The organism is Mucilaginibacter polytrichastri, from assembly GCF_001911425.1.
Lineage (GTDB): Bacteria > Bacteroidota > Bacteroidia > Sphingobacteriales > Sphingobacteriaceae > Mucilaginibacter > Mucilaginibacter polytrichastri.
In genome coordinates, this window is the sequence record NZ_MPPL01000001.1 from 2,524,119 (window position 1) to 2,550,264 (window position 26,146).

At 40.3% G+C, this 26,146-nt stretch carries 15 protein-coding genes; 6 read left to right on the top strand and 9 right to left on the bottom strand.

Annotated features, from left to right (window positions below; translation table 11 throughout):
• Positions 1-125: 125 nt before the first annotated feature.
• Complete coding sequence (locus tag RG47T_RS10880) at positions 126-623, top strand: molybdopterin-dependent oxidoreductase (RefSeq protein WP_074489491.1); 498 nt, start codon at positions 126-128, stop codon at positions 621-623.
• A gap of 4 nt (positions 624-627) precedes the next feature.
• On the opposite strand, the gene RG47T_RS10885 is transcribed toward RG47T_RS10880, so the two are convergent.
• Positions 628-1,683 carry a cytochrome-c peroxidase gene (locus tag RG47T_RS10885; RefSeq protein WP_074489492.1) on the bottom strand — a complete coding sequence of 352 codons (1,056 nt, stop codon included), beginning with the start codon at positions 1,681-1,683 and terminating at the stop codon, positions 628-630.
• 222 nt (positions 1,684-1,905) lie between these two features.
• Here RG47T_RS10885 and RG47T_RS10890 point away from each other — a divergent pair, with 222 nt between their 5' ends.
• Entirely contained in the window at positions 1,906-2,187 is a 282-nt protein-coding gene (locus tag RG47T_RS10890) for a CHC2 zinc finger domain-containing protein (RefSeq protein WP_074489493.1), read from the top strand.
• 2 nt (positions 2,188-2,189) lie between these two features.
• On the opposite strand, the gene RG47T_RS10895 is transcribed toward RG47T_RS10890, so the two are convergent.
• A complete protein-coding gene (locus tag RG47T_RS10895; RefSeq protein WP_074489494.1) occupies positions 2,190-2,993 on the bottom strand; it encodes an SDR family oxidoreductase in 804 nt (267 codons plus the stop codon).
• A gap of 1 nt (position 2,994) precedes the next feature.
• Positions 2,995-3,867, bottom strand: a complete 873-nt coding sequence (locus RG47T_RS10900; protein ID WP_074489495.1) for an aldo/keto reductase — start codon at positions 3,865-3,867, stop codon at positions 2,995-2,997.
• 619 nt (positions 3,868-4,486) lie between these two features.
• Between RG47T_RS10900 and RG47T_RS10905 the strand changes: the two genes are divergently transcribed.
• Both RG47T_RS10905 and RG47T_RS10910 read left to right on the top strand, forming a co-directional pair.
• Complete coding sequence (locus tag RG47T_RS10905; protein WP_074489496.1) at positions 4,487-5,344, top strand: sigma-70 family RNA polymerase sigma factor; 858 nt, start codon at positions 4,487-4,489, stop codon at positions 5,342-5,344.
• A gap of 151 nt (positions 5,345-5,495) precedes the next feature.
• Positions 5,496-6,944 (top strand): amino acid permease, encoded by a 1,449-nt coding sequence (locus RG47T_RS10910; protein WP_074489497.1) that lies wholly within the window; start codon positions 5,496-5,498, stop codon positions 6,942-6,944.
• Here RG47T_RS10910 and RG47T_RS10915 read toward each other — a convergent pair.
• The gene (locus RG47T_RS10915) at positions 6,892-8,196 is read right to left on the bottom strand and encodes a formylglycine-generating enzyme family protein (RefSeq protein WP_074489498.1); all 1,305 of its coding nucleotides are present in this window, start codon (positions 8,194-8,196) and stop codon (positions 6,892-6,894) included. The two genes, RG47T_RS10910 and RG47T_RS10915, sit on opposite strands and share 53 nt — an antisense overlap.
• Before the next feature lie 350 nt (positions 8,197-8,546).
• On the opposite strand from RG47T_RS10915, the gene RG47T_RS10920 reads away from it, so the two are divergent.
• Positions 8,547-10,133, top strand: coding sequence for a DEAD/DEAH box helicase (locus RG47T_RS10920; protein WP_253187511.1), 1,587 nt, complete (start codon positions 8,547-8,549; stop codon positions 10,131-10,133).
• A gap of 396 nt (positions 10,134-10,529) precedes the next feature.
• Positions 10,530-10,781: a hypothetical protein gene (locus RG47T_RS10930; RefSeq protein ID WP_074489500.1), complete on the top strand. Its 252-nt coding sequence runs from the start codon at positions 10,530-10,532 to the stop codon at positions 10,779-10,781.
• Position 10,782: 1 nt separating this feature from the next.
• Here the strand turns inward: RG47T_RS10930 and RG47T_RS10935 are convergent, their stop codons facing one another.
• The 5 genes from RG47T_RS10935 to RG47T_RS10955 form a co-directional block, all read right to left on the bottom strand.
• Positions 10,783-14,922 carry a hybrid sensor histidine kinase/response regulator transcription factor gene (locus RG47T_RS10935; RefSeq protein ID WP_074489501.1) on the bottom strand — a complete coding sequence of 1,380 codons (4,140 nt, stop codon included), beginning with the start codon at positions 14,920-14,922 and terminating at the stop codon, positions 10,783-10,785.
• 286 nt (positions 14,923-15,208) lie between these two features.
• On the bottom strand, positions 15,209-17,422 hold the full coding sequence (locus RG47T_RS10940) for an FG-GAP-like repeat-containing protein (protein ID WP_074489502.1): 2,214 nt from the start codon (positions 17,420-17,422) through the stop codon (positions 15,209-15,211).
• Positions 17,419-21,012 carry a VCBS repeat-containing protein gene (locus tag RG47T_RS10945; protein WP_074489503.1) on the bottom strand — a complete coding sequence of 1,198 codons (3,594 nt, stop codon included), beginning with the start codon at positions 21,010-21,012 and terminating at the stop codon, positions 17,419-17,421. Before RG47T_RS10945 ends, RG47T_RS10940 begins: the two co-directional genes overlap by 4 nt.
• A 142-nt stretch (positions 21,013-21,154) precedes the next feature.
• Positions 21,155-22,696, bottom strand: a complete 1,542-nt coding sequence (locus tag RG47T_RS10950) for a RagB/SusD family nutrient uptake outer membrane protein (RefSeq protein ID WP_074489504.1) — start codon at positions 22,694-22,696, stop codon at positions 21,155-21,157.
• A gap of 26 nt (positions 22,697-22,722) precedes the next feature.
• Complete coding sequence (locus RG47T_RS10955; protein ID WP_083627375.1) at positions 22,723-25,923, bottom strand: SusC/RagA family TonB-linked outer membrane protein; 3,201 nt, start codon at positions 25,921-25,923, stop codon at positions 22,723-22,725.
• Positions 25,924-26,146 lie beyond the last annotated feature (223 nt).

Consider the following 26,146-nt stretch of genomic DNA (forward strand, 5'->3'; position numbering starts at 1 on the left):
ATAAGTCTAAATAGGTTTAATTATGTAAAAATAATGTGGTAAATCCAGTCATCAAAAGCAACTGGTTGCTCATCTTATCACACTAATTTTGCATACCTCATAACTATTAGTAATTTGCCTTAACTATGAAAAACGTTAAAAGCTTTGCCCTGGCCATTACGCTTGCCTTTATCACTTTACTAGCTAAAGCACAAACAGCTGAAGTTGCTATTGGCGGCGATGTAACACAACCCTATAAAATAAATGCCGCCACTTTTGCCGGCATGAAACAAGCAACTGCAAAAGTAACTGCTAATGACGGCCGCGAGCATACATACAGCGGCGTTTCCTTGTATGAAATTTTAACCCAGGCAGATGCCATCCCCAATAAACAATTGAGGGGAAAATCATTAACCAAATATGTACTGATATCTGCTGCTGATGGTTACCAGGTGGTAATTGCGCTGCCAGAGATCGACCCGGCTTTTACAGATAAGGTAATTATTTTGGCCAATAAAGAAGACGGCGAAGATTTGGCACCTAACTTTGGCCCCTACCGCCTGATTGTGCCTGGCGATAAAAAACCGGCCCGTAGCGCCATGCGTGTTGTGGCTATTGATGTGTTGACAGCTAAAAAACAGTAATAAGTTAGTGGTTATTAAACCGTCTGTCATTAATAAAATCTACGTCGGTTAAGGTTTTCAGAAATGCGATGATCTGCGTTTGCTCTACCGGCGAAATAGCAATACCGGTTTTACCATCGCGAATAAATACCTTATCCAGGTTAGCGTGGTTTTTTATACCTGAATTATAATGCTGCAAAACTTCTTTTAAGGAATAGAACCTACCATCATGCATGTAAGGGCCGGTTATCTCCACATTTCTAAGTGATGGCACAGGAAATTTGCCACGGTCTGCCTGCTGATTCGTCAGGCTATCGCGGCCAATATCTACCGAGGTTTCTTCGAGCCCGTTGTTTCGGTATGAGCGGTCTGTAAACAGCGGCTCGGCATGGCAGGTTGCGCACTTTTGCTTAAATAATGCATAACCGGTTTGCTCATTTGCAGTAAACATCCCTCCGGTTTCGTGCCGGATGTATTTATCATATTTAGAATCGGAAGAAACCATCATAACGGTAAATTGTGCTATGGCTTTCAATACCATGTCTTCGGTAATTTTATCTGTACCAAAAACCATTTTAAAGCGGACCGGATATTCCGGACTGCTTTGTAATACACTAAGTACACCGGCAATAGTATTACCCATTTCGCAAGGGTTGGTTAGTGCGTTTACAGGCACATCCTGAACTGTATTAATGCGGCCATCCCACATAAACTGTTTTTGCCAGGCCAGGTTAAAAAGTGGGGGTGCATTACGCGTGCCTTTGCAATTGTTTATCCCCCTGCTTACCGCACTGCCTAAATTGGCAAAAGCTGCCGATGCCTGGTGGCAATTGCCGCACGCAATAGATTTATCTGCCGATAAAGCCGGATCATAAAACAGCGCTTTACCTAATAGAAAGCCCTCTTTAGTAACCGGATTACTTTTAAAGTTATAAACGGGCTTGGGGAAATTGACAGGCTGTTTAAACCGTATGGTATCTGTAATACTAACAGTCAACTGGGCCGGCGCCCACTGAAATGCAGTTAACCCTATAATTAAACTCAGCGGGACTAAGAAAATAATAAGTTTAAACTTGGCCATACCTGTAAAGCAAATATAACAAATGGATGTTAACTGCTCCTTATTTACAGAAATAGTACTGTGGAACAGACCTTATGTATATCAATTTACTTAAACATTTAATTTTTATATGCTTACCCTCAATGCTTTACTGTTAGGCTATAATTGATGCTGATTTATTTGGCTGGTAATAGCTTATTTTTACCTCAAGGCTGCTAACACATGGCCGAACAATAACTAAACATGCCATCAGAAAATAACGTTAACCTTAACCAAGTCCAGTTAGACATCGTTACAGTTGTATCCAGTTACCTTACACTTCAAAACAGTCATCGTGCATTAAAGGGAGTTTGCCCATTTCATGACGACCAGGGCTTGTCGCTTCGCATCTCGCCACAGAATAATATTTTCAGATGTTTTGGCTGCGGTAAAGATGGCGGGCCTATAGAGTTTGTAATGGAGATTGAGAAAAAATCATATCAGGAAGCGTTAAGCATCCTGTCTACCCGGTTAAACGTACAATAATTTTAAAACCGGAAAGCAAGCCAGTCTTTCACTTCAAAATCGTAATTCAGCTCCTGTAACCTTGCGCTTTTAACTATTTTCCAGCCTTTTAGTTCTTCTACAAATTCGGGTTTTTCATATCCACCTTGTTCAGCCGCGTAGGTATAAAAATCGCTACGGCTTGGATGATCCGGCGAACAGGCATTGAACACACCTCTCAAGTTGTTGTCATTTACAATAACCACTACTACACCCACTGCATCTTTTTGATGAATTAAATTTACCGGGGCAAGCCCATTGGCGATATCTTTTTTTCCACCAAAAAATCTTCCGGGATGTCGCCCTGGCCCAACCAGGCCACCAAATCTTACAATGGTAGCTTTAAAGCTTATTTGATTCTGAAAGGCCTGCTCTGCCTGTAATAATACCATGCCCGATGCTGTATCAGGCTGCGGATCTTTGGATTCATCAACTTTAATGCCCAGATCGCCATACACACCTGTAGAACCGATATAAATAACCCGGAGAATATTGTATTCATTGATAACTGCAATGATACTATTGATCTTGTTCAGAAAAGCTGTCGTTTCACCAGATTTGATTTTCGGCGGGATGCACACCACAAGCAAATCACAATCAAAAAAGGCAGGGTCAAACTGTTCGCCGTTTTCCTCAAATTGTACCAGGTATGGAATAACTCCCGCATTGGCCAACAAGCCCAACTTAGCTTCAGATGTTGTTGAGCCTTTAACTATCTCCCCGTTTTTTAATAGCGCATTTGCCAGGGCTAAACCAAACCAGCCGCAACCTAAAATACTTACCGTCATATTATCCTAAATAATCCATATCTGCCTGGGTAAGTTCTATTTTAACAGCCAGCAGATTTTCCTTTAAATGGGCCTGTGATGATGTACCCGGTATAGGCAATATCCATGGCGATTTGTGTAGCAACCAGGCCAGGTTAACCTGCGCTTCTGTCACATCATATTTTTTAGCTATCTCTGCAATTTTACTATCCGCTTTCGGCAAAGAGTTAAACAAGGAGAAGTACGGAATTAACGGGATATGGTTTTGCTCGCAGATATCCAACACCTCTTCGCCACCGTTGGTTAAACCGCCATAAGGGTTATCCATACTGGTGCGCTGGCCATGGCCATACATGTTTTCTACCGTGGCGATGCTGCCCATGGTCATGCCTTTTTGCAGATCTTCGCGGCTAATATTACTTAGGCCTACATGTAAAATCTTACCTTCTTTTTGTAGTTCAAACATGGCGCTTAATGATTCATCAAAGGGTACATCACTATGCGGCATCACCCTGAAATGCACCAGCGAAATTTGCTCTAGTTTTAAGGTACGCAGGTTATTGTCAATACTATCGCGCAGGTTTTGAGGTGTATTATAGGTAACCCAGCTTTTATCCGGTTTGCGGGTAGCCCCAACTTTGGTACAAATAACCAGGTCTTTGTTATAAGGATACAGCGCTTCTGCTATTAAACGGTTGGTTACATCTTCGCCGTAATAATCGGCAGTGTCAATAAAGTTTACGCCCTGCGCTACTGCTTGTTGTAAAATCTGCAAGGCCTCATTACGGTCTGCAGGTTCGCCCCATATATGTGGCCCGGTTAAACGCATGGTGCCATATCCCATACGGCGGACTTCAAGTGGTTGGGCAGAATTTTTTGCTATAATGATGCTCATAATGTGCAGATGTATGTAAGTTCAGTTTTCAAACAAACTTAAAAACATCATCACGGTTTTACTATCTGTAATTAATTTTGTTTGTTGATTAATTATTTATCCTTTTTTAAAGCAAACTGTCAACCTTAAAGTATAAATACATTATTTAATCCACGTTAAGTTTTTAACGGCTTTTTTTGCCAAATTTTTGATATCGGGACACTATGTATCGTGGATTTAGCGTTATAACAGGAGATCGGGCTTTGAAGATGCTATTCGGGTTTAAAGTCTCTTTTTGTTCTTGGTAGCCAAATTAAATTTGTTACCCTTTTTACTAACATTTAAGTAATACTAATAGGTATAAATTTGGCTAAAATATCTATACCATATTAAAAACTGGTATAAATTCCGCTTTTTGACATAGTAACTACAATGCATTGCTTATCTTTGTGGAAGAAAAAATAGGCTCATTTTAATTATCCCGGCAACAATACCGATCATATCATGTTAAGAAGATATAAGCTTTCATGATTTGCATTTGATAAATCAAAAAAGCCATTCGATTTTTTTGTTTAATTTTTTAATCCTGACTAAAGCTGATTAATAATAGTTATATTCAGGACGAACCTTTAATACATATATGAGACAACTCAAAATTTCCCAATCCATTACCAACCGCGAATCACAATCACTGGACAAGTATTTAAGTGAGATTGCAAAGGTTGATTTGATTACCGCACAGGAAGAAGTAATATTGGCCCAGAAGATCCGCGAGGGTGACCAGGCAGCTTTAGAGCGCTTAACAAAAACCAATTTACGTTTCGTAGTTTCAGTAGCTAAGCAATATCAAAATCAAGGCCTTACTTTAGGTGACTTGATCAATGAAGGAAATTTAGGCTTGATAAAAGCTGCAAAACGTTTTGACGAAACTAAAGGATTTAAATTTATCTCTTACGCCGTATGGTGGATCCGTCAATCTATCTTATCAGCCGTAGCAGAACAATCACGTATTGTACGTTTGCCACTAAACCAGATCGGCTCGTTAAGTAAAATTCACAAATCTGCCTCTAAATTAGAGCAGGATTTAGAACGCCAGCCAACTCCGGAAGAATTGGCTAACGACCTGGAAACTACGATTGAAAAGATCTCTGATTCACTGGCTAATTCGGGCCGCCACGTGTCTGTTGATGCGCCGTTTATTTCGGGCGAAGAAAACACTTTGCTTGATGTATTACAAAGCAGCGATGCAGGTACAGATAACGACCTGATGATTGATTCATTATCGCAAGAGATCAAACGTTCTCTGAATGTTTTGGCAGAGCGTGACCGTCAGGTTATTGCGCTTTTCTTTGGCCTGAACAACAATGCAGCACATTCGTTAGAAGAAATTGGCGAAAAATACAATTTGACCCGCGAACGTGTTCGCCAGATCAAAGACAAAGCATTATTACGCTTAAAACAAACTTCTAAAGCAAACCTGCTGCAGTCGTATTTATAATATTTATTCTCATTTGAGGTCGAGGCCCCTATAGGAAACTATAGGGGCTTTATTTTTGCAGTTGCCTCTCTCCTGTTATATTACAAGATAAATACACTTTCGGGTTGCCGGGTTTTAATTAATCCACTAAGTTTGTCGACTTAAATATAGTATGATTAAAAAGCCCATCGACCTCCTGCTGAAAGAATCGGCAGATGAAGGCGAAAATTCATTAAAGCGCACCCTTGGCCCTTTTAACCTGATACTTATCGGTATCGGCATTATTATTGGTGCCGGTTTATTCTCTTTAACAGGCATAGCTGCCGGCCAGCATTCGGGCCCGGCTGTAACCATATCATTTATCATAGCCGCACTGGGCTGTACGTTTGCTGCCTTGTGTTATGCCGAATTTTCGGCCATGATACCCGTGGCGGGCAGTGCTTATACTTACTCATATGCCACTATGGGCGAGTTATTTGCCTGGATAATCGGATGGGATTTGGTATTGGAATATTCAGTTGGTGCGGCAACCGTGGCTATCAGCTGGTCGCAATACTTAACCAAATTTTTGTCGTGGTTTGATCTTTACCTCCCTCCACAGTTAACTTTATCACCTTTTGAAACTGCAAAAGCGGCTAATGGTGTTATTGTAAATGGTATTATTAACTTACCGGCAGCATTAATTGTGATATTGGTAACCAGTATTATCATCAGGGGCACCAAAGGTTCGGCCTTGGTTAATGCCATTATTGTGAGTTTAAAGGTTGGCGTGGTGCTGGTGTTTATTGCTGTAGGCTGGTCGTTTATTAATCCGCAAAATTACCATCCCTATATCCCGCAAAACACGGGCGTTTGGGGTACATATGGTTGGTCGGGTATATTAAGAGGCGCAGGCCTGGTATTCTTTGTATTCATTGGGTTCGATGCCGTTTCTACAGCCGCGCAGGAAGCTAAAAATCCGCAACGCAATATGCCTATCGGTATTATCGGCTCATTGGTGGTATGTACTATACTGTTTGTAATTTTCGCCCACGTAATGACGGGTATGGCTAATTATAAAGAGTTTATAGGCTCTGGCGCACCGGTTGCCATTGCTATCGAAAAAACTCATTATCAGTGGCTGAGCAAAGCAATTGTATTGGCTATATTAATAGGTTACACTTCTGTTATACTGGTAGATCTGCTGGGGCAATCAAGGGTCTTCTTCTCTATGTCTAAAGATGGCTTATTGCCTAAAGTGTTTGCAGATATTCATCCAAAATTCCGTACACCGTGGAAATCAAACATTGTATTATGCGGTTTCATCGCCCTGTTTGCAGCATTTGTACCTATCCGCGTAGTGGGCGAAATGACAAGTATTGGCACCTTGCTGGCGTTTGTAATGGTATGTGCGGGTATACTTATTTTACGCAAACAACAGCCAAATGTTCATCGGCCATTTAGAACACCGTGGGTACCCTTGGTGCCCATTTTAGGGATACTAACCTGTTTTGCTATGATGACCTTTTTACCCGGCGATACCTGGTTAAGATTAATTATTTGGCTGGCCATTGGCCTGGTCATCTATTTTACTTATGGTAAAAAGAATAGTGTGCTAGGTAAAGCATCCCGTTTACAGTAATTAATTTGCTGTTGTTTGTTAAAAGAGATGCTACGTCTTTTACACACCTGAAACCAATGTGATTAGATGCCGATCTGTATTCGCCTTTGCCACGTGTGCCTACCATGTAGCGGGTGCAATATTGATCTGTACATAAGAAAGACCCGCCTCTTTGCACTTTCTTTTTTACTCCGGGCTCATCCGGATCGTAAGAATAGGCGGGGCCTTTTGGGTTATTAACTATTTTGTTGTTTGCAATTGTTTGATAATAATCTGCCCGATACCAGTCATCACACCATTCCCATGCATTACCTGCAATATCATATAAACCATAACCATTAGGCGGAAATTGCTTTACCGGGGCCAAGCCTTTAAAACCATCTACACCAGCGTCTTTATTAGGGAACGAGCCTTCAAAAATATTAGCCATCCATTTACCGCCGGGTTTCATTTCATTGCCCCAGGCATATAGTTTACCGGCTTGTCCGCCACGTGCAGCATATTCCCATTCGGCCTCAGTAGGTAAACGTTTGCCGGCCCATTTAGCGTATGCGGCAGCATCTTGCCAGCAAACTTGTACAACAGGGTAATTATCTTTGCCAATAATAGAACTATTGGGCCCTTGAGGGTGTTTCCAATTGGCATCTTTTACATATGCCCACCATTGTAAATAATTATCAAGCAATACTTTTTGACCCGGTGCTTTAAATACAAGCGAGCCAGCTACCAGATTATCTTCAGGTACTTCCGGGAATTCTTCTTTGGTGGGTTTCTGCTCTGCAACGGTAACATAACCCGTAGCTTTTACAAAGGCTGCAAATTGCTTATTAGTTACTTCTGTGGCATCCATATAATAAGCATTTACCTTAACGCGGTGAACCGGCCTTGCGTCATTCATGTTTTCGTGGCCGCCACCACTCATCCCAACAGGGTTTACACCACCCATACTAAACTCACCGCCGTTTATAAATTTCATCCCGGCTGGCACACCGGTTACAGCTACGGGTTTATTAAATAAAGTTTCTTTAAACTCACGGCCTCCGCCCTCCATAAAGGTTGCACTATCAGACCGGGTAAGCCCGGTTGGCCTGCACATTGAGGCAGCCTTATCGGGAAAGTTTATTTTTTTGACAATATATTCCTTTCTAAAGGCTGTACCAGTTGAGGTTACAGCTATTATTTTTTCGGCTTTAGGGGACTTGCATGATTGCGAAACAATCAGAATGATGGCAAGTAATATTTCTACTCTATCTTTCATACGTAAGCCCGTCATTGTGCTAAATTAGGTTAGCATTATTTAATAATCAATCAGATATCAAAAAAACACCTATTTAATGGAAATTGTCTTTCTATCCTTTATACTTGACTAATTAATCAGAGTTTCGAGATTTATATCATAAGATTTACAATCAATCTGTATTCAGAACTGGTGAACATTTCGGTTAGTTAGGAATAAAAACATCATAAAATATTGAATATAAGAAAATTGCAGCAAGAGTTAGAATCGCTAACTCTCCGCTTGATAAAATTGACTAAGCCTTAGATCCTTGGTTTAATCTTTCCACTTTTTAGCAATACCCGCTGCTAATTATAATTAACCATTGATTTAATTTAAATCATAATATGATAAAAAACGAAGTAAGTAAAACTTTACATAATATTTTTAGGTTAATACTGCAGATGGAAAAAAACGCTAATCTTACACCCAATAATACAACATCACTTTACGACTATCAGGAAACTGATATTAATACGTTATTCAGTAAACTTGAAAATACCACTCAAAATTACCGCCTACTTTATCAGTTACCCACTGGCGGTGGTAAAACACGTATTTTTTCAGAAATAGCTAATCGTTATATCCAGGTATACCGGCACAATGTAATTGTACTTACCCACCGGGTTGAACTGTGCAATCAAACATCTGCTACTTTGAAAAAGCTGGGCATCAGAAATAAGATGATTAACAGCGCTGTTAAAACGCTCAGTAATAAAGATGGCTGTAATTGTTATGTGGCCATGGTTGAGACCCTGAAAAACCGAATTAAAGACGGCCTTATTGATCCAAACCATATTGGCTTGGTTATTATTGATGAGGCACACCACAATTCCTTTCAAAAACTACTCGGTAAATTTAAAAATGCAAGAATAATTGGCGTAACAGCAACCCCATTTAGTTCGGATATTAATTTGCCCATGCGAAAAAATTATGATGAACTTATAGTAGGTGAAAGCATCAGTACATTGATTGAAAAAGGTTTTTTGGCAAAACCCACAACCTGGCGGTATGATGTAGAGCTTAACAGTTTAAAAACAGGCTTGCAGGGCGATTTTACCGTTAGTACTTCCGATGAGCTATACTCTTCTCCCGCCATGCTTGAATTGTTGTTACACGCTTACGAGGCGCATTCAAAAAACAAGAAAACGCTGATATTTAATAACGGGATATTTACTTCGAAAAATGTCTGTAAATTATTTACCGAAGCCGGCTATCCGGTTAGGCACCTGGATAATCATACGCCATCTGCAGAACGCTTAGAGATTTTGAAATGGTTAAAAAAAACCAAGGGAGCTATTTTAACATCAGTTTCTATTTTAACAACCGGGTTTGATGAACCAACAATACAGTCGATCATTTTAAACAGGGCTACTACTTCGCTAACTTTATATCATCAAATGATAGGACGGGGGTCGAGAAAATTACCGCAGAAAAAAACATTTTCTATCACTGACTTAGGCAATAATACCGACCGGTTTGGAGATTGGAGTACTGCGATAGATTGGAATCAGGTTTTTGAACACCCGGAAGCTTATTACGAGGCTATGCATAGCCAGTCTGCACTCGAGGCCCATAATATTCCTTCTGATTTACGCTCAAAATTTCCAAATAGTCTTCAGTTGTCATTTGATGTACAAAAAGCGCATCAAGATGCTATCGAAAATAATTTAAAGTCGAAAATAGTTATTCGGGATTCTATCCGTCAGCACGCGCTGATGTGTATTGAAAACAGCAATAACATCCCCGATGCCCTAGCATTAGCAGATGAACTGGACAAGGAAATTAACTGGCGTGTTAAACAATACACCAAATGCCTTGGGAAGGTAACTAAGAATTATATTGAATGGGTTCAAACTGATTATAAGAGCAAATTAAAAATTCTTGTCCAAAAATTGATGCAGCGAAAAGAGATGCAACGAATAGCTGGGTAAGCAGAAATCAATTATCTTATAGCTAACAGATACTTAACCCAAATACATAAGTCTGGCCATTAAATTAATTATTATGATAACTGAAATCCACAAAAGGCAATATTCTTTTCGTAGTTCCAGGGTTTTGATTTCATAAAGTCTTCCACTTCCAGCCAGTTTCCGTAGTTTTATTATGGCCCGTTTCCGATAAACTATCAAAATGATTATTAGTAATATTGAAATAACATTTAACGGACCAATTGTAAAAATTCTATTCATACCCACCTCACATATATATAATTACTACGGTAAACGTAACTAAAAAGTTACAATATTTGCATTGAAATTCGCTATTCTTTAACATTAATATATTGAAATTAGATTGACACACACTGCTCTCAAAATTGTTTACTACTTATGGCTAAGTTTCTTTTTGATGCAGAATTTAATTTACAAGATGGTTCTTTAATATCGGGACCAGTTACTACTGAAGACGATTCAGAATTTTTGTTTCACAATACCAACAATGATCTCGATTTACATTTCCGAATTAAACTGATTGACGATAACTGGGAATTTATTGAAGGTTCTGATGGTTTGAGTCTTTTCCAGGAGATTATAGAAACCGTGGGAAAGCAAATCGAGGCGTACTACATGGGATTATCCTGATCTATTTTATTTTTTCTTTATGGTGTACAGACAAGCGATAATCCGTCGGCAACATGTTATATTCTAGTTTAAAAGATTTGGCAAAGTATTTAGGATTATTAAACCCTACTTTATAAGCCACTTCGGCAATATTAAGGTGCGTATTTTCCAGTAGCTGTGTACTTCGTTTAAGTCTTATCATTTTTATAAATTCAACCGGCGAACGCTCTGTCATTTGCAATACTTTGCGGTAAAGCGTTACACGGCTCATAGCCAGGTCAGAACTTAATTGTTCCACAGAAAAATCGGGATCATCCAACCGTTTGTCTATAAAATTCATTAAGTCTTTCATGAACTTCTCGTCGCTTATGTCCATGGTACTAACCAGCGTATTTACATCCAACTGCTTTAAATACGTCTTCTTTAGAGTGTCCTGGTGGTTCAAAACATTTTTTATACGCGACAACAGAATCTCGAAATTAAACGGCTTAGTTAAATAATCGCACGCGCCGGTTTCTAAACCCTTTAAATGCTGGTCTTTACCTGTTAAGGCGGTCAATAAAATTACGGGGATGTGTGAGGTCCTGGGGTCTTGTTTTATCTTACAGCACAGGTCAATCCCATTCATTTCGGGCATACTGATATCGCTTACTATTAAACCCGGATGGGCAGACAGGGCTTTTTGCCAGCCATCGCGCCCATTGGTGGCTTCAACTATGTTGTAATATTCCTTTAAATTATCCTTCAAATAAAACCTAAAATCTTCATTGTCTTCTATCAATAATACAGTTGCTTTTTTTGAACCAGATTTATGCACTTTAGCAACATTGGGTGAATTATATATCGGATTAATAAAAAGATTTTTAGCTGTATCCTGCAAAATATGATCGGGATAAATGGGTAGCATAACTGTAAAACAGCTACCTCTGTCTATTGTACTCTTAACCTTTATAGTCCCTTGGTGCAGGCTAACAAACTCGCGTGTAATGGCCAACCCAATGCCACTACCCTGGTTAACCATCGATCCGGGAACATCGTTCTGAAAAAAGCGATCAAAAATCTTATCCAGCTTTTCATTTGGTATACCAATGCCATCATCAATCACCTCTATTTTCAACATTTGCTTAACTGAAGTAGTATGATCAAAACCAAGCCTTACTTCTACCCTACCACCTTCATGCGTAAACTTAAAAGCATTAGAAAGCAGATTGAACAAGATCCGCTCAATTTTATCCTGGTCGAAACTGGTTATGATAGTCTCTATTTGCGTGTTAAAGCACAGGGATATTTTTTTATTTTCTGCAATATCAGAAAATGAATACGCTGCTTCCTGGATAAAGTTAACGATATCGGCCTTTTTATAATTTAACTGCAACTCGTGTTCTTCCATCTTCCTAAAATCCAATAGTTGATTAACGAGGTTTAACAAACGCCTACCGTTACGATTAATCATTTGCAGCTGGCGCGTTACATCAATATTAATCTCTTGCTTTAAAAGCTTATCAACCGGGGCCAGGATCAAGGCTAGAGGCGTACGGAACTCGTGACTAACATTGGTGAAGAATTTAATTTTCATCAAATCCAATTCATGCATACGTTGTGCCTGCTGCCTTTCTTTTTCAATGGCAAAATTTGCTTTCAAATTTTTAATACCCCGGTAACGCAGGTAAAATATAGCACCAGAAGCCAGAAATGCATACAACATATAAGCCCACGGTGCACGCCACCACGGGGGTAATACCGTTATTTTTAGCACAATCTGGTCTTTACCCCAGTGCCCATCCTCGCCCGCGGCTTTTAGTTTAAAAGTATACGTCCCCGACTCGAGATTCATGTAACTTGCTTTCCTGATTTTGTTATCAGCAATAACCCATCCTTTGTCAAAACCATCCAGCATATAAGCATGTTTAATTTTAGCGGGGTTAAAGAAGTTGACTGCGGCAAATTCAATAGCAAACACATTTTCATTATGTTTTAGCGTTATTTCCTTAGTTTCAGTAATAGATTTTTTTAGAATAATGTGTCCATTAAACCTTTCACCGGTCTGCAAACTTTGGTTAAACAACTGAAAATCTGTCAATACCAATACCGGTTTCTCTTTAGCTAATTTTACAGCTTCCGGTTTAAAAATATTAAAGCCATCGGCACCGCCAAAAACCAGCTCGCCGTTGTGGGTTTTTATGCCCGCATCTTCGTTAAATTCTTTACCCTGTAAACCGTCTGTTTTATCATAATTTTTAAACTCATAGGTGTAGTGGCCGTTTCGGGGTTTAATAATCATGTTAGATAAACCCTTGGCCGTACTAATCCATAAATTGTGGTTATTATCCTCAACAACCATTAATGCCGCGTTATCTGGCAGCCCATCTGCTTGCCTAAAGGTTTTAAACTTATTGGTTTTAGGGTTATACATACTCAGGCCTTCGTTGGTAGCAATCCAAATCAGTTTGCGGCTATCCATCATCAGGTTAGAAATATTATCGTTGCTCAGGCTTTCTTTATCAGCCTCACTATGCTTGTAGTAAATAAACTTTGTGGAGTGGTTTTGCAGTACAGCCAGCCCATAGTAGGTTGCTACCCAAATATTGCCTTTATCATCTTCCAACAAACCAGACACATAAGGGTTGGGCACAGAATTAGGCTTTCCAGGCAAGTAACGATAAAAAATCTTTTTATCCTGATCGAACCTGTTTAAACCACCCGATAAAGTACCGATCCACAACCTGTTTCGCGAATCTTCCATAATTTCCCAAACACTGTTGTCTGATATGGTAGTACTATCTGTTACCGAATGGCGGTAATGTTTAAAGGTTTTACCATCAAAGCAATCAACACCTCCAAAGTAAGTACCTATCCAAAGCTTACCTTTATGGTCTAGGCAAAGGCTGGCAATTACGTTATTACCGAGACTGTTAGGATCCGTTGGGTTATGAGTATAATTAGTATACTGACCTGTTTTGCGATTGAAATAAATTAAGCCGCCACCGTTACTGCCAATCCAGAGATTGCCTTGCTTATCCTCCAGAAAGCGGTTTATATCATCAAAACTCAAACTGTTTTTAATAGATGTTTGGTGCCTGTAAAGCGGAAACTTAATAATATCGTGATGGTAATAGCAAATACCCTTTTTAAAAGTGCCAAGCCATATAATATTAGCATTATCGCGGTACAGGGATACGATACAATCCTGGCTGAGGCTACGATTATCATAAGGCCGGTTGATGATCTGGCTTACCCGGAAGTCTTTTTTATCTACCAGGTTAATACCACCATGGTCTGTAGCTATCCACATCACCCCTTTATCATCCTGAATAATATTAAAAACCACATTAGAACTAATTTTAATACTGCCCATGTCCTTACCCAATTGCCTGCATATGCCGCTGGCAGTAGCCACGTAAAACGCCCCTATTGAGCGTAAAGGCGTAAAAGCCCAAACATCGTTCTGCTCGTCGATAGAGAGTTGATAGTCTATCGCCTCTCCCGGATAGGCTTTGCTTATACCATAAAAGCGGCGGGTTACTTTGTTAGTTAAATGGTCTACTTTTTCCAGCACGCCATCATTATAAATAACCCAAGTATCGCCGGCTTTATTTTGCGCCATAGCTGTACCCAACCCCGCATGCAATGAAGTAGTATCATTATCATTATGCGTTAAATAAATACTTTTGTTTAACGCAGGATTAAATTTGTACAAACCTTTCCCGGTACGCAGAAACCAGTAATTACCGTATACATCTTTGTTAATACTGGTAACCAGGGAATCGGGAATGCCATAAGGCTTAAGTACGGCGCGGATATGATGATCAAAACGGTCTGTTAATGGATCATATATATTAAAACCTTTGCGTGTTTTTACCCACAACTTGTTATGTGGCCCGGATGTAATACTGACGATATAATCGTCGTTAATAGAAGCCGGGTTATTAAAATCATGTTTAAAGATCTTAAAGCTGTAGCCATCGTAGCGGTTAAGGCCCGATTTTGTGCCGAACCATATGAAACCCTTACTATCTTTAAAAATACAGGTTACCCTATTGTGCGACAATCCGTTATCTATATTAAGGCGCGAAAACTGGTACTCATCGCCCTGAGCTATGGCAATATGGCTTATAAATAATACCAATACGGCGACGAAAAGAGTAAATAGGTTTTTACGCATAAGCTGATTATAAATTAACAGCGTTTGCCGGCATATTATAATACAATATACAGGCAGATACACTGCAAGGCACAGAATTTAGCGGTAGCTATAAATTTTACTTTAATAGCTAATTGGTTTATAATTGGTTAAATTAAGTACTAAATCTACACTTATAATCAGAGAAATCAATATTAATACCCGAAAAATTCAGCTGTAATTTTTCAACAGACACACACTATTTAAGCTTATTGTATATTCTATAAATATTAAAGACTATATTATCAGATAATTATTGAATGATGACTTAATTTTCAGTATTACAGATAACCTGCGGCATTAAATAGTTAAAATTAAACTTTGTTAGGTGGTAAGTTGAGAACTTATTTAGCCCCTCTATAATTTTGTAGTTGACACCCGATTTTAAATTACTGAAATGCTGTACCTGCCCGGTTACAGGCCAGGTGATCTCGAGGCGGCTTACCAGATCTGCACACCCTATACCAATGTGCTGCATTAATGGATTTGAACCGAAACTGCCGCCCGAATTAACATCGCGATATACACTACGCTCAATTCCTTTGTCTAAAAATGTAATCTTAAGCTTAGCGCCTATTGCTGCTTTGTTTGATCTGGTACCCTCAATTAACAGGTTTACCCAGTGATTATTACCCTGCCCAGGGTTTATGAACAGGGCATTTTGATAGGCATCGCCTGTAAAAGCACCGCCCTGGTTAATAAAGATATCCTGGTTACCATCATTGTCCAGATCGGCAAAGGCAATGGCATGGCCTTTTTGCAAGCTACCAACATTAGCCCGTGTAGTAACGTTGGTAAAGCGTTTACCGCCATCATTTCTATACAATTGATTCGGGATTAAAGATGTGAACAAGGGATTGCCAGTGCCCAAATAAAAATCCAGAAACCCATCATTATCTATATCGCCAAAATTGGCTCCCATAGCAAAAGACACCTTGTTGAAACCTGACTGCTGCGATATATCTATAAATGTACCATTATGCTCGTTATGGTACAAAATAACCTTGCCGCCGCTGGTCTGGTATTTATTTAATGCTTCGGCACCAAGCCTGTAGCCTATTGGCGCGCTATTACCATAACCGCTTACCAATATATCCAACCATCCATCGTTATCATAATCCCAAAACCAGGTTGCAAATGTGCCCGCATTTCTATCGCTTACTTTAGCTTGTACAGTTACATCCTTAAATATAACCTTGCCGTTTTCGGTGATGTTTTTCAATAATACATTACGGCCATTCATAGTAGAGACAAACAGGTCGGTACGGCCATCGTTATCATAATCGCCTGCTGTAACACCTTTTACAAACATGTTAATACGGCAATTTGCAGCGGCTGCCTGTTCTGTAAAAGTGCCGTTTTTATTATTGATATATAGCTCGCTCAGATTCTCGTCACCAGCCTGGCTTTCATTACCAATAAACACATCCAGCCAGCCATCATTATTAAAATCGGCCCAGGTTGCGGCTTGGGTTGGATGGCATGATAATAAGCCGCTTTGCCGGGTAACATCAGTAAAAGTACCATTGCCATTATTACGGAGCAGCGAGTTTGGCTCTTTACCAAATTTGCCTTTCCATGCACCTCGTAAAACAAAAATATCCTTAAAGCCATCGTTATTATAGTCTGTTTGCATGATGTTTAAACCACCCGTAAATTGCCCCAATCCCGATTGCCTGGCAATATCTGTAAAACTGCCATTACGGTTATTACGGAAATAATGCATATGCTCAGCTAAACTGCTGCTGCTTGTAATGATATCTGCATAGCCATCATTATTAAAATCGTCTATAATGGTACCACCACCCATTTTACGGATGGCTAAGCCCAGGTTCATTGCTACATCTTTAAACGGTTTAATTGCGGTATCGGTAACCAGAGGTTCTGTTTTTATTAAGTATTGCGGTGGTACCTGCTGCGGATAGTTACCGGTGGTCATGTAAGCAATATTGAGCAACCAGAGCGATTCATAATCATCCGGGTTGCTTTTTAAAACCTGTTGATATAGCGTTATTGCCTTCTCTGTAGCATCTTTATAAGTATAAACTCCGCCGCCTTTAATGGGGAACAAACATGCCTCGGCGCTGTGGTGGTTAATACAATTGGTGCGTTCGCCCAATCGCAGGTAAGCCAGAGCCATTGTTTTAACTAGCAGTTGCCGATTGTTATAATCTGCAATAAAGGTTTTATTCAAACTATCCAATAGGTTTACACTTTTTTGCTCCTGCCCCAATTGCAACAAGGTATTGGCTTTGGATATGTAAATAGAAAAAAGATCGGCACTTTTTGCGGTATTATTGATTATCGAATCCTGGTGTGCAAGTACAGCTGCACAACTATATGGATTAGCTGCATTGCTTTCAAACTGGCTTTGCTGTTGCAGCATCTCCACCATATCTGCATTTGAACTGCGCTTTTGCCTGCATGAAATAAGCGTACTTGCCAGGCCGACTAAAATCAATATACTTTTGCCGAAGTTCATTTTAACTGACCAATTTTCATAGTGCGCGATGTTCCGTTATTGGCTGTAATAGTGATATCACTTACATTGCTGCCAATATTAATAAACCGGGCCGATTGTGATAAAAACGACGAACCATAATAAAATTCCTGCTTGGTTGTGGTGCCATTTTTATATTTGATTACCGCACTTGCATCCGTGGCATCAGGCGTAAAATTCTTGACGCTTTGCCTCAGCTCAAACAGTTTTAATGCATCCTTATTCTGGCTGGCAGCCAGCAGGTATTTACCTTTACCACTATGGAGTTTCACTAAGGCTTTGCCATTACCCGGTATGTAAATACCACTTTGCAGAATTGATAACGGTTTAAAATTGCCTTTACCATCACCTTTCAGCATTAATCCGTTTAGGGCATCATACCTGCCGATGGAAACATCGGTGCCATAATCGTTGCCGTTGATAATCACATCAAGATTGCCGTCGTTATCATAATCATCAACCGTCATCCCATTCAGGGCCGAAAACTGGGCCTCCAGCGGTAATGGCATCATGGTAAACTTGCCGTTGCCATCGTTTCTTAAAAAGCAGGATTGCAAGGTTGTAGCTTTAAGCCTGATAGTTCCTTTCCACTGTTCGGGCGAGAGCAGATCTTGCATGGTAGTTTGTGCGTACGACTTATAATTGGTAAACTTTTTACGCAAGCTAATGAGCTGTTTAACAGCATCATCGCGCACAAAAGCCGGATACTCTTTTCTCACACCATCCTTATCCGGCAAAAACAGTGAAGGGAAAGCATCCAATCGCCCTCGCTTGTCAAAATCCTTTGCCGTAATAAATGCCGGGTATTGGTCGCTAACCTTATATTCTGAATTTAGGCCGGTATTACCTACTATATAATCTATCCTGCCGGTATGCCTGAAATCACCGGCTACAATGGTATTCCACCAGCCTGTTTCTGAAGCTAAACCTGTTCCTTTGGTAGCATTGATAAATTTCCCTTTGGTATTTTTAAGAAAAGTAACCGGCATCCATTCACCGGCTAAGATCAAATCCGGCCATCCGTCGTTATCGTAGTCGGTAAAAAGGGCATCACATACCAAGCCGATATCTTTTAGTGCGGGTGCTATTTGTGCAGTTACATCTGTAAATTTCGCATGTCCGTTTTTGCTGTCGTTTCTCAATATCATGCTTGATACCGCTTTTGGATACCCCCATGGCTCTACCCTGCCCGATACAAAAAGATCCAGCTTACCATCACGGTTATAATCTATTGCTCTTACACATAACTTACTGGTATAATTTTGCGGCAGCGCGTCTGTCGCCAATTTAAAGTTTCCTTTACCATCATTAATGTATAGTCTATCCTGGTAATAAGGGCTATTCGGTTCATTTTCGTAGCCACCACTGGCTATGTACAGGTCTTGTTTGCCATCGCCATTGGCATCAAATAGTAACAGACCGGCATCTTTATATTTATCATTGAAAGAGTTAATACCGGGCAACAAATCCTTCTGAATAAATTTGCCATTAGCTTGCTGCAGCAATAACTGTGCATGCTTTATGGCATTACCTCCCACAACAATATCGTCCAGTCCATTGCCATCCATGTCACCCACGGCCAGTCCGGGTGAGTATTCGGATAGTTTGTGCGGGAGTAGTTTCTGAATATTGAAGTCGATAAATTCTTCTTCGTCGTGTTTGTAATGAATCCCTGCAGAAGAGGTTATCTCGGTAAATAAAGCAGAAGAGGTTTTAACCGGTTTGTCCCAATTATATGAAGTATGCGCATTTGCAATGTTTACCTGCAATAGCTGATCTACTCTAACATTGGTCAATACCTGTTTTTTTAGATTCGGCCAGCAAATAACTACCGAATCAACTTTGGTTATTTTACCAAGCCCAAAGTGAGCTACGTTTTGTATGGATGATAAGTAACCCCGGTAAGGCGTGTTTTCATATACCTGGTGCTTGTTTTTGTTATAGTAAATATCCACCCATGCACCGATACCATTTTTGTTGAACGCGTCGCCAACAAATTTTACTTTCAGAAAATGGGTAGCTGCCTTATCTGCATCCCGAGCTGTATTTTTGTAGATCATAGCCTCATCGTCTATGTTGTTGATAATCATATCAACCGCGCCGTCATTATTCAAATCGGCATAGGCGGCACCATTAGAAAAAGAAGGCAACTCTAATCCCCAATTTTGGGTGGCATTGGTAAAAGTAAGATTACCATTATTCTGGAATCCATAGTTATGCAATTTCACAGTGGGCAATTGCTCCATCGTTTTTTTCTTGGAGGTTACATTATACGGATCATTGCGGAAAGAAATAAAATCGTGGTCCGTTACATCTTTAGGATAGCCATTGGTTACAACTATATCACGATACCCGTCATTATTAAAATCGGTGATCAGGGGTGTCCAGCTCCAGTCTGTTTCAGCTACACCGCTCAGAAAACCTATTTCGCTAAATATAGGGCTGGCAATAGAATCATTCTGGCTAAGCCTTGGCCCTTGGTTTAACTGCAAGGTATTACGCACATATTGATACTGGTAACCATAATGATCAAACAGTTGGAACGACTGATAGCTGTTAGCCATCGACATCATTTTCTTTCGGTAATTATCCTCAGGTGCCATATCCAATTCAAAAACATCAGCAAGGCCGTCGTTATTGATATCTTCAATGTCCTGCCCCATTGCGTTGTAAGACGTGTGCTTAAAGTATTCTTTAGAGCGGTCTGTAAACGTACCGTCGTGATTATTGATGTATAGGACATTGGCCGATAAGAAATCGTTGGTTACATAAATGTCCTTCCATCCATCGCGGTTTATATCAACAATACTGGTACCATGACTGTAACCCTCAATCAAAATGCCCGCTTGTTTAGATACATTGGTAAAAACAGGGTGACCCAACTTAGCGTCCCATGTGTTTTTATACAACCGCCCTGTACTCGGGCTGTCGCCATTTTTAATAATCGGCCTGAATATGTTGGCGTAAAAAGTGGTATTGGGTTCATTAACGGTTAAGTACATATCCAACCTGCCATCATTATCATAGTCGAAAAAATTAGCCATGGTAGAGTGCGCGTGGATATCCAGCCCGTACTCTTTCGCCTCTTCTTTAAAATGTGGCACCCCGTTTTTATCTACTCCAGTATTAATATAAAGCAGGTTTTGCCTCTTTAATGAATCTTTAAGCAGGGAGTTACAAACGTACATATCAAGCAATCCATCATTATTAATGTCTATCACTGCAACACCCCTGCCCCATCTGCCCATGCCTTCAACTCCGGCAGTCTGGGTAACATCTTCAAATTTAAAGTCGCCTTTGTTAATGTACAGCTTGTTGGCTACCATGTTACCTGTGAAATAAAGATCGGGTAAGCCGTCGTTATTAAAATCACCAACGCCAACACCGCCACCATTGTACACGTAAGCATTATCAATGGGGTTTATCGAGTCATTCTCCGTAATGAGGTTATTGAAATGGATACCAGAATGCGAGGATGCAATTTGCTCGAACATGGTTGGGTTAGCACGCCTGCATGAGGAAAATATGCCCAGTAATACTACACAAAACAGTACGTTGTAGAATTGTTTCATTAAAATAAATTATAGAAATACAATTGGTTAAGGGCGTAAAAACCCACTCATTATAAACGGCAATACAGGGTTAGTTTCCCAACCCTGTATGTGTCCGTAAATTAATCAATTAAAAAGACTTGCTAATGTGTTTTATTACCAATTATAATTTGGGGTTATTATCAATTTCGGCTTGCGGTATTGGCAAGTACTCTTTAGCTGCGGTATACCACGATAATGGTTCTGTTGTAAAATAACCTTTCTTTCTCCAGCGGATAATATCCACGTTACGTACTTCTTCATCAGCCATTTCTACCGTTTTTTCGTGTATGATGGCTTTAATAACATCTGCCTTACTCGTTACCGGGTATTGTGCAGTTGGATATGCCGGCATAGCAACGCTTGCCCTCGCCCTAAGCTGGTTAAGGTACGCAACAGCGGGGCCATAATTATTTAGCTCAAATTCGCATTCGGCTAGCATCAACAATACTTCTGCATAACGTAAAATGCGCTGATTGTTGCTGCCGGGGTGAAAGCTTGCAGTTGGGCGGTCTTCTTTATAAATCAACTGAAACTTACGCCAGCCTGTTTTAATTTTAACACCATGCACGGTTGATGAGTTACCGTTTTGATCGGCATCTACCAGCGTGGTGGTATTATTATCAAAAGCATCTCCTGTTTGATAGATGCTGTAACCGTACCTTGGGTCTGTTTTGGCAGCGCCTGTTATTGTACTTTCATATTCGTTCAACACTTTATCAGACGGGATCAGGTTCCGCCATCCTATCGGGTTGTATTCCTGGTTACGTACGGTGGTTTGGTCGGCGCTTGGGCCATCGCCTACACCACTGCCCCAGTTAAAGTTATTATCTCCTTTATCTGCATAAATCATTTCAAAAATCGACTCTTTATTAAATTCGGTCTCCTCCTCAAAATTATCCAGGTAACGGTCTGTTAAAGCATATCCATTGGTACCCGAAGTAGGGATATTTAACAAAGCAGTTTTTGCGCCTGCATAATCGCCGGTTTGCATTAATACCCGTGCCAGCATAGCATAAGCAGCGGCATTGGTTGCACGGCCTAAATCTGTTGCAGATTTGGCAGGTAAAGCTGCCGCAGCAGCCTGCAGATCTTTAACAGCTTGTGCAAATACAGCAGCCTGTGGAGACTTTGGTTGATAATCATTCGGTGTTTTTACCGTTGTGGTGTAAATAGGCACGCTTCCCCATTGGCTTCCCAATTCATAATAAGCCCAGCCTCTTAAAAATAAAGCCTCGCCAACGCTTCTGCTTACTAAAGCTGCGTTATCTTTTACATTAGGTGCATTATCCGTAACTGTACAAGCCCTGTGAATTACGGCGTATAAAGAGTTCCAAACCGCATTCATTACCGGATTAGCTGGGTCAACCACGCCCAGCAAAATCTGGTTACGCGGAGCTTCCAACTGGCTTCCACCTGTGGTTACGTCATCACTGCGCAAATCATGCAAAAAGAACCACTCCCTTGCAACAAGATTTGAAGCATGCCATGTTGAATAAACGGCATTAGTGGCTTCAATCAACTGGCTGGAAGTATTAAAGTAATTTTCACTCGCGACTGAGTTGGGGTTATCTTTATTGAGCTGTTGTTTATTACAGGAAATTGCGATTAGTGCAGTGGCAATACCAGTTGCCAGTATTCCCATATATATTTTATTTCTTTTCATTATCGTTGTTTTTATCTGTTAGATGCTTAGAAACCTACTTGTAAACCAAATTGGAATGATCGTGCTGATGGGTATTGGCCAAAATCGACGCCATTAGTCAGCGTACCATTCTTGGAGCCAATTTCTGGATCATAGCCTTTGTAACCTGTAAACGTTACCAGATTTTGGGATGACAGGTATACCCTTAAGCGCTTAACAGCAGAGTTACCTACAGATTTTAAAACAGAACCAGGAATGGTATAACCGATCATTAAATTCTTTAGCCGTAAGTATGATCCGTCTTCTATCCACCGGCTCGATAACCGGCCATTTCTGTTAGGATCGGAGTTAATGGCTCGTGGTATATCACTACTGCTATTGCTGGGTGTCCAGGCATTAAGCACCTGTGTGCCGGCATTAAATAAGCGCGGCATCCCTTCTAAAATAATGCGCTCGGCGTTTAGTATTTTATTGCCCTGTACACCCTGGAAGAATATAGCTGCATCAAAGCCTTTATACGATGCAGAATAGTTTAATGAATAAGTAAACTTTGGTAAAAAGCTGCCAAGATTTGTACGGTCATAATTATCAATTACGCCATCTGGTTTACCGTTAGGGCCGCTGATGTCTTTAAACTTAATATCCCCTGGGGCTGCGCCTGATTGTGTTGGGCTGCTGGCCACTTGCGCTGCATTTTGGAATATGCCATCAGTTTTCCACCCATAAAAATATTGGATAGACTGGCCTGCAACTGTGTTGGTAAAGGCATCGCCACCACCAAAATCTGCATCACTGCCGGATGGGATTGATGCATTGGCATTATTTAACGCCAATACTTTATTACGGACGGCGCTTATGATACCGGTAACATCATACTTGAAATCGCCGCTTGTTTTATGGTAACCTAATTGTAGCTCAACACCATTGTTACGCATAGAACCTACGTTGGCCAGCGAACCTGTACCAAGGAAGCCAAAACTTGTTGGCGTTGGTACATTTAAAATAAGGTTATCGGTTTGTCTTTTATAGTACTCGGCAATAATGGTAAACTTATTGTTCAGCAAGCCCAGATCAAGCCCGATGTTAAACTGCTTGGTTTTTTCCCAGCTTAGATCAGGATTAGTTAAACCATTGGTATATGATGAATTTGCATTGCCAATACCACCACCAATTGGATAATAGGCCTGGTTAATTTGTACCTGAGATAAGTAAGGATAGTTACCTACAGAACTAGGGTTAATACCGGTTACACCGTAACCACCCCTCAACTTTAATTCTGATATGGTTTTGTTATCCTTTAAAAACTCTTCCTGGTTAATATTCCACCCAGCTGATATAGCCGGAAAGTTAGCATACTTATGGCTTGGTGCCCACACAGAAAAACCATCGCGGCGGATAGATGCATTTAAAAGGTACTTGCCTGCATAATCATAGGTAACCCTGCCTACTAACGATTGTAACACGTTATCTTCTTTAGTATTATTTGCGGCAATGTTGCTGGCACCGTTTAAGGTTTGCACCTGGTTGGTATTCTGTGTACCAGATTCTGTTTGGTTATTATAATGCAGAGACTGTTGTTCATATACGGCCAGTGCAGTAAAATGGTGCTTATCAAACGACTTATCAAAGGTCAACTGGTTTGTAAACAACCTGTTAAAGTAACTTTGGCGCTGATAAGCAATTGAAGCAGTTGCAGCATTAAGCGTACCACCATCATTATAAATTGGTGTGTAATTTTGGGTGTAATTATTAATATAATTAGCGCCGAATGTGCCTCTATACCTCAACCATGGTGCAAAAGATAGTTCCGCAAACATAGATCCTAAAACATTGGTAGAGTTTACTTTATTGGTACCTATCAAGGCAGCCTCAACCGGGTTTGTTGGATCTGAACCATCAAAGCTGCTGATGGGACCCTGGTAACCACCGGCCTTGGTTGGATCACTGGCTGGAATATAGGGTAGCATACGCACCACATTGGTAATTGGTGTTCTGTTACCGCCGGTTGCATCATAATGTTGGGTGCCACCTGCTATATATACATTTTGGCCAACAGTTATAAACTTACTTACAATATGGTCTGAATTGATGCGATAGTTTAACCGCTCATAGCTTAAGCCCTGTGCTATACCATCTTGTTTAAAATAGCCAACAGAACTATAAAATCTGGAAATCTCGTTACCTCCGTTAAGCGAAAAGTTATTAGACGTAATTAATGCATTCCGTTTAAAGTATTCATGCTGCCAATCTGTATTGGTTTGCGCATAAGTTTGTGTAGCACCGGCATAAACAGGCGCATTAAAATTAGCAGATTGTAAACGTGGCGGTAAGCCACCTACGCCATTTAGTGCAGTTGCATACTGCACATATTGATTAGTATTTAATAGATCAAGATATTTAGAAGGACTTTGGATACCTACATATGAATCGAGGCTAATATTGATCTTGCCGCTTCTCGAACCTTTTTTAGTGGTAACCAAAATAACACCATTAGTAGCCCGTGAACCATAAATGGCAGCAGCACTGGCATCTTTTAATACCTGCATGTTTTCAATATCGCGCGAGTCAAAGCTGGTTAACCCCCCATTTAAAGGAAAACCGTCTACTACATATAAAGGGTCTGATGCAAAACTGATTGAACTTATACCCCGTATCGTTACAATAGGTGCAGTACCCGGCGAACCATTGTTGGTTACATTTAAACCTGCCACACGTCCCTGCAGAGCCTGGTCGGCACTTGCTACTGGTAATGATGTAATTGTTGAAGCGCTTAGCGATGATATTGCACCTGTTACAGTCGCTCTTCTTTGCGAACCATAACCTACTACTATTACCTCATTTAACGCTTTGGTTGATGCTGCAAGTTTTACCGACAGGTCTGCAAGGCCATCTATCGGTACCTCTTGCGATACAAACCCTATAGTGGTAAAAATCAATGTGCCATTTACATTGGGCACACTAATAGTAAACCTGCCGTTAGCATCTGTTTTTTGCCCTATCCTGGTACCTTTAAAGGTTACACTTACATTACTAAGGGGTTGGTTTGCTTCATCTGTAACAATACCCGTTATTTTGGTATCAACTTTATCAGAAGCAATTTTGGCTGCGTTTATTAAACGATTAGTACTACCGCCAGGATGCCCGGCTGATTTAACGTTCGCAGCCTTTACAGGTACCGCGAAAGCTAAAAAAGTGCCGGTTAGCAGCAAATACAATTTCACTTTTTTTTCAAGTAAATAATAATGCATAAAATGAATTTTAGGTATGGTTAATTAATAAACTGGTTAGTTTAATATTTATAAAACTGGTTAAGTACATTTTTAGGTTCTCAAAAATTACCTGGTTAATGGTAATCTGAGTATTGGCATGCAATCGATTGCGGATATAAAACTAGGTTTCTAAGTGGTTATCGTGGTATCGCAAATGTTACATTTTAGGGGTTCAAATGTTACAAATACTAATCAATGATGC